The following is a 6,557-nucleotide window of genomic DNA, read 5'->3' as shown; positions in this document are numbered from 1 at the left end:
AAGACTATTCGTCTTTGGGCGGGTCTTCTTTTTTCGGAAGGAATTCAGGCGTCCGTTCGAGCTGTTCAAGGAACTTTCTTGATTTCAGCCTGATGCCGGCCTGTTCTTCGTAGATAGTGCGGACAATCTGTTTCAATAACGATTTTGTTTCCTTTTTCAGCGTGAGGCTGCCCACCCGTTCAATCGGCACAAAATACAAGGTGCGGATTACTTTTACCAGCGCGGGGCTCAAGCGGATGATATAGGGGTCGATATGGAAACAGCGGTGGCAGAGAAAGCCAAGTTCCTGGAAAGAAAAAGCGAATTCCCCTTCCGCCGCTCCGCAATTCGAACATTCATGAAGTGTCGGAGCCAGGCCGGCCGTCTGCAGCATCTTCCATTCAACGAAAAGCGTAATCGCTTCAGGATCGTAGCCTTCCTCAATGGCATGCAGCGCCTGAAACAGCATTTCATAGATGCCGGGTTGGGGTTCATCCTGCTCTGTCAGCCTGTCGACCAGCTCGGCCACGTAACTCGCATAGGCTGTGGACATTAGATCTTCCTTTATATGGCGCAGCGATTCCAATTGGTCGCCGGCCTGCAGGGTCCCCATGCCTTTGCCTTTGTAGATGGAATAGGTCCCGTGGGTAAATGGCTGAGTGATGGCCGCCAGCCGGCTTGTCGGCTTTTTTGCGCCTCTTGCCATACATGTGATCTTCCCTGCTTCACGGGTAAAAAGAGTGACGATTTTATTGTTTTCGCCGTATGGCATCGTTCGGATGACAATGCCCTCTAATTGACTCTGCATGAAGTCTGCTCCTTAGTATTCGTCGTCTCTGAATCCAAAATCACGCAGATGGAGAGCTTTATTGCGCCAGTCCTTCTGCACTTTCACCCATAATTCCAGATAGACTTTCGAGCCGAGGAGATTCTGGATGTCTGCGCGTGCGCGGGAACCGATTTCTTTCAGCAAAGCACCTTTTTTACCGATGACAATGCCTTTTTGTGAATCGCGTTCCACCATGATGGTAGCCTGTACACGGACCATTTCAGGATTTTCCTCATCCGGAGCAATTTTCTCGATGACAACGGCGATCGAATGGGGGATTTCTTCGCGCGTAAGATGCAGTGCCTTTTCACGGATCAATTCGGAAATGATGAAGCGCTCCGGATGATCAGTGACCTGGTCGGCCGGGTAATACTGCGGTCCTTCCGGAAGCCGCTCAGCAATTTTTGCCAGCAGGTTTTCAACATTATTGCCCTGCAAAGCCGAAATCGGAATCGCTTCCGCAAAATCGAATTCACTGCGGTACGATTCGATGATTTTCGGCAGATCGTTCGGACTCACCTGATCGATTTTGTTGAGCACCAAAAACACCGGCACTTCAATGCCTCTCAGCATATCCAAAACATAGCGGTCCTGTTTGCCGATGCGGTCTGCAGCACTTGCCACAAACAGCAGCACATCCACTTCACGGAAGGTGTTTTTGGCAACCTTAAGCATGAAGTCGCCCAGTTTATGGCGCGGTTCGTTGATTCCTGGTGTATCGATGAAGACCATCTGCGAATCATTTGTCGTAACAACACCCTGTACCTTATTGCGTGTCGTTTGTGGCTTATCGCTCATGATGGCAATTTTCTGGCCGACGACCCGGTTAAGAAACGTAGATTTCCCTACATTCGGACGCCCGATGATGGAAATAAAACCTGATTTGAAACCTTTATTTTCTTGCTGCATATTTTAAATCCTCCGTTGTAAATGCTCCTGGCAGCAGTTTGCTGACTGTTGTGTCCTGAACATCGCCTTTTAAATTTGTCAGATAAACCGGCATATCCGGAGCACAGAATTCTGCCAGCACCTGGCGGCAGGCGCCGCATGGTGACACAGGACCTTCCGTATCAGCCGATACAGCGAGCGCGACGAATTTAAGGTCCCCTTCTGAAACGGCCTTGAACATAGCCGTGCGTTCTGCACAGTTGGTCATAGAATAACCAGCGTTCTCAATATTGCATCCCAAATAGACTTTTCCTTCTGCCGTCAACAGCGCAGCGCCTACAGGAAACTTTGAATAAGGTACATAGGCATTTCCGCGTGCTGCGATTGCCTGTTCCAATAATTGTTCTTTTTCCATTTCCATCACCTCTATATAGATTAAAACCATTTTGGTAAAAATATTAGTAAGCCAATTATAGCACTTGCAATGGCAAATACCAAAACTGCGCCTGCTGCCATGTCCTTTGCCTGCTTGGCCAAAGGGTGCAGATCCGGGCTAGCGAGATCAACAATCCGCTCCATCGACGAATTGAACATTTCAAGGGCGAGCATCCCGCCGATCACTCCTGTGACAATTATCCACTCGGTACCGGAAAGGCCGGTCAATAGCCCGGCCGCAACAACGACTGCAGCAGCCATAAAATGAAACCGGATATTCTGTTCACTCCGCAATGCTTCCCTGATGCCTGCAGAGGCAAAAATGAAAGACCGAAAAAACCTATTCACTTTCATGGCCATCACGGGTGATTCCAAGCGATTTCAAAATCGCCTCCTGTTTCGCAAACATTTCCTTTTCATCCTCTTCTTCCATATGGTCGTAGCCGAGAAGATGAAGAAATCCGTGGACGGCGAGAAAACCGAGTTCCCGTTCAAATGAATGGCCGTAATCTGCCGCCTGCTCTCTTGTACGGTCCAGGGAAATGATGATATCTCCGAGCACCCGCGGTTCATCGACTCCCTGTATCATCACTTCCCCAGCTCCTGCCTCTTCCATGGCAAATGAAATGACATCGGTCGGCTGGTCTTTGCCGCGGTATTCACGGTTGATTTCCCGGATCATTTCATTGCTGACGAAACTGACGGATACTTCCGCTTCTCCAATATTTTCCTCCACCGCTGCATGCTGCAGAATTTTTTCCACAAAATGCAGGTCACTTTCCTGCAGTGTTTCGGTTTCATCCATAAAATCGATTGTTAACATGCCGGAAACCTCCTTCTATTCTTTTTCAGTCGGATATTCGATTCGGGTATGAAAAATTCCGTTCAAGGTTTCGCACATGACATTCTTGACTGTCTTCAGCTCTTTCATGGTCAAATCGCATTCATCAAACTGCCCGTCTTTCAGTTTATCGTCAATAATTGCATCCACCAATTTTTTTATCTTTTCAGATGTAGGATCTTTCATCGATCGGACCGCAGCTTCAATGCTGTCGGCCGCCATGATGATGGCATTTTCCTTTGTCTGCGGTTTAGGCCCCGTATATCTGAAATCCTTTTCGGCCAGCTCCGGATTTTTTTCTTTTTCTTTGTAATAAAAATATTTCAATAAACTGGTGCCATGATGCTGCTCAGCGATATCGATGATTTCTTTCGGCATCTTATGCTTGCGCAGCAATTCCGCTCCCTGGCTGCCGTGCGCCAGAATAATATCCCGGCTTGTTTTCGGCGGCAGCGAATCATGCGGATTAGCGATATTCACTTGATTTTCAATAAAATACTGCGGCCGTTTTGTCTTGCCGATATCGTGGTAATAGCAGCCGACTCTGGCCAGCAAACCATTTGCGCCGATGGCTTCACATGATGCATCCGCCAGATTTGCGACCATGACGCTGTGGTGATAAGTACCGGGAGTTTCAGTCAGTATTTTTTTCAGCAGCGGATGGTTGGGATTCGATAATTCAATGAGACGCATCGGCGACAGAAGGCCAAAAGCCCATTCGAAAAACGGCAGCAGGCCAATGGTCAATGCGCCGGACAATAAACCTGAAATAATGGAAGCTGTGAAGTAATACCCGATTTCCGCCATGTCATACTGGCTTTGGGACAGCAGCAGATAAAAGCCGATAAACAAAGCGTTGGCGATGGCCACCAGCAGGCTGGTCTGCAGCAGCCTCGCGCGCCGGTCATCACTTTCGATCAAATAAACGCCCACGAGCCCGCCAAATAAAATGTACAGGACGATTTCCATTTGAAGAATCGGTGAAAAAGCGTTATGCAGCATAATTCCTGCACTGGCAGCTGTAATGAAAGTGACGAAAATCGCAGCTCTTTCATTGATCAGCATGCGCACGATCATGCCGGAAAGCGCAGTCGGGAAAAGAAACGAAATTTCCACATCAAAATTGCCGTTGACTGCACTGAGTAATTTCATCAATGTCAAAGAGATGGTTATGGCCGCAGCCAAAACCCATAGCGTGATGATCTTTCGCTGTTCCGCATCAGTTGACCGCTGGGTTACTATTAATAATAACCCCATGGCGATGCCGACAAACAATAACAGTCCGAGAGCCGGCTTCAGATCAGTCTGATTTTCTGTCATGCCCGCAAGCTCCAGCTGACGGTAAACTTCCCTGTCGATCACCTGGCCTTCCTGGACAAGCACCTGGCCCTGCAGGATCTTAGTCGGTTCCACACTGTCCCTCGCCTGTTTCAGCTGGGCTTCCGTCAAACTTTCATCCACAGTTTCATTGGCACTGATGCCGAAGCGGCCGATTGAAACGGCGGCCTGAAGAACAGATGCCGGAATATCGCTGTTCGTGCGGATCAGCTGCTCCGCTTCATTGCGTTTACCTGCGACATCTTCTTCCCGTACAGGGGAAGCGAGAATACTTTCCACTGTGTCCTCAATTTCTTTCTGGACTGTGACAAGGCGCTCGTCCGGCAGTGTCAGGAGCGTACGCAGCATATCGTCCGTCAGCCTTAACCCGTTTTCACTTGTCTCCATCAAACGCGTCGTTTCACGAAGCTCTGCCACCATTTTCTGCATGGCTTCAGCTTGATCCAGTTCTTCGGCACCTTCTGCCTGCTCCGCATTTTTAACATCCTGCACATAGCCGAATAAGGAAGCGATCACAGCGGATTGATTGTCTGCCAGTTCATCATTGAACTTATAGCTTGGCATCAGCTCCGCGGCTGCGCGCTGCCGTTCCAATTCTGTTTTGACGGGGTCTTCGACAGTTTTGGAAGACCTGATCGTTTCATCCGACAACTGGAACAGCTCGACATTATATGTATCGCCTTTGACTGTACTGTATAAAAAACTGTAAAGGATGATGCCGATCAAAAAAATCATTGTCCAGGAAAAAAACCTGAATCCTATCTTTTTATAAATTGCCCGTATCTTTGAAACCATGTGACCACCCCACTCTTAGTACTTACATCATATCAATATCGCAGCAGGATTTCACGATTTTTCCGAAATATTACCATCTTTGTCGGACAGAAAGAAATCAGAAAAAAACCAGCCTTAGATCGGCTGGTTTTCATAAGCGTCTATTATTTTTGACACAAGAGGGTGGCGCACGACGTCACCGCTTTCCAGATACATGAACTGGATTCCGCTGACGCCTTTCAGAATTTTTTCTGTGGCAATCAAACCGGATTCAGCTCCGCGCGGCAAATCGATTTGCGTCTTATCGCCGGTAATGATCATTTTCGATCCAAAGCCCAGCCGCGTCAAAAACATTTTCATCTGGGCTTTTGTCGTATTCTGCGCTTCATCCAGGATTACAAACGCTTCGTCCAGCGTCCGCCCCCGCATGTAGGCAAGTGGCGCAACTTCAATGGTGCCTCTTTCAATAAAGCGGTTCGTCTGTTCCACTCCGAGCACATCATGCATGGAATCATAGAGCGGGCGCAGATAAGGATCGACTTTTTCTTTCAGGTCGCCCGGCAGAAAGCCCAGGCTCTCACCAGCTTCAACAGCTGGACGCGTCAAAATGATGCGTTTGACACTGCCGTTTTTCAATGCCTGAACAGCCATGACAACAGCCAGATACGTTTTACCAGTACCGGCCGGCCCGATTGCGAAAGTCAGGTCTTTGCTCCGGATGGCGCGGATATAATGGCGCTGTCCGATCGTTTTCGCACGGATGATTTTTCCTGCCGCATTTCTGGCCACTTCTTCATCATATAATTCAGCGAAATATTCGATGGTGCCGGCTTTCGCCATTTCGATTGCAGAGACTATGTCGCGCTGGTCGATATTAATTCCTTTGCGGATCACTTTCAGTAATTGTTCTATTAATAATTTACCGGTTTCTTTGCCGTCTTCGTCTCCCGACAGTTTGATGACTTCTCCACGGGTAATGATTTGAATATTTAATGCTTCTTCGATCAGTGTCATGTGGTTATCAGAAATGCCAAGCAGAAGCACCGCTTCATTCGGATCTTTCACATGAAGTTCTAGTAATTCGTTGTCTGTCATTCGGACACTCCCTGGTCATATTTTTTATTCTGATTTTACAATATCACTAAACAGGAATACCTGTAAAATATTATCTCACAATTTAGTTTACATAATATAATTATAATGATTGAATCGATTTTGAGCTTGTTGAGAATGAATTGTAAGAAACCATATTCCGCAAAACAGCTGCGCCAGCCTCGTCGGCATTCGCCTGCTCCCTAGGGCGCCTGCGCTGTTTACTCCATTTCTCTGATTATCTTCTTTAAAGAAGTATCATAATATTTAATGACTGAAAACATAACACTTTAATACTGCACGGAACCAGAAAGAAGCGGCAGCTGGCGAAGGGCATAGATGTGCTCCTGGATCGCTGCGCTGCTTCGTCGCAAAGACTTG

The 6,557-nt window shown here is 47.7% G+C and carries 7 protein-coding genes; all 7 read right to left on the bottom strand.

Translation table 11 applies throughout. From position 1 onward, the window contains the following. Window positions 1–4 precede the first annotated feature (4 nt). Complete coding sequence (gene recO, locus KW93_RS16295; RefSeq protein ID WP_033544111.1) at window positions 5–787, bottom strand: DNA repair protein RecO; 783 nt, start codon at window positions 785–787, stop codon at window positions 5–7. Window positions 788–799: 12 nt separating this feature from the next. Then, window positions 800–1,717, bottom strand: a complete 918-nt coding sequence (gene era, locus KW93_RS16290; protein ID WP_033544110.1) for a GTPase Era — start codon at window positions 1,715–1,717, stop codon at window positions 800–802. Further along, window positions 1,701–2,111 carry a cytidine deaminase gene (locus tag KW93_RS16285; protein WP_033544109.1) on the bottom strand — a complete coding sequence of 137 codons (411 nt, stop codon included), beginning with the start codon at window positions 2,109–2,111 and terminating at the stop codon, window positions 1,701–1,703. The genes era and KW93_RS16285 overlap by 17 nt, the downstream gene beginning before the upstream one ends. Before the next feature lie 20 nt (window positions 2,112–2,131). Next, window positions 2,132–2,485, bottom strand: a complete 354-nt coding sequence (locus tag KW93_RS16280; RefSeq protein ID WP_033544112.1) for a diacylglycerol kinase family protein — start codon at window positions 2,483–2,485, stop codon at window positions 2,132–2,134. Then, window positions 2,472–2,954, bottom strand: coding sequence for an rRNA maturation RNase YbeY (gene ybeY / locus KW93_RS16275; protein ID WP_033544108.1), 483 nt, complete (start codon window positions 2,952–2,954; stop codon window positions 2,472–2,474). Before ybeY ends, KW93_RS16280 begins: the two co-directional genes overlap by 14 nt. A gap of 15 nt (window positions 2,955–2,969) precedes the next feature. Continuing rightward, the gene (locus KW93_RS16270) at window positions 2,970–5,105 is read right to left on the bottom strand and encodes an HD family phosphohydrolase (protein WP_033544107.1); all 2,136 of its coding nucleotides are present in this window, start codon (window positions 5,103–5,105) and stop codon (window positions 2,970–2,972) included. Window positions 5,106–5,219: 114 nt separating this feature from the next. Continuing rightward, entirely contained in the window at window positions 5,220–6,179 is a 960-nt protein-coding gene (locus tag KW93_RS16265) for a PhoH family protein (RefSeq protein WP_033544106.1), read from the bottom strand. Window positions 6,180–6,557 lie beyond the last annotated feature (378 nt).

The organism is Planococcus sp. CAU13, from assembly GCF_000775575.1.
Lineage (GTDB): Bacteria > Bacillota > Bacilli > Bacillales_A > Planococcaceae > Planococcus.
The sequence above is the reverse complement of the archived record's forward strand: the minus strand, read 5'-3'. Positions and strand labels throughout refer to the sequence as shown.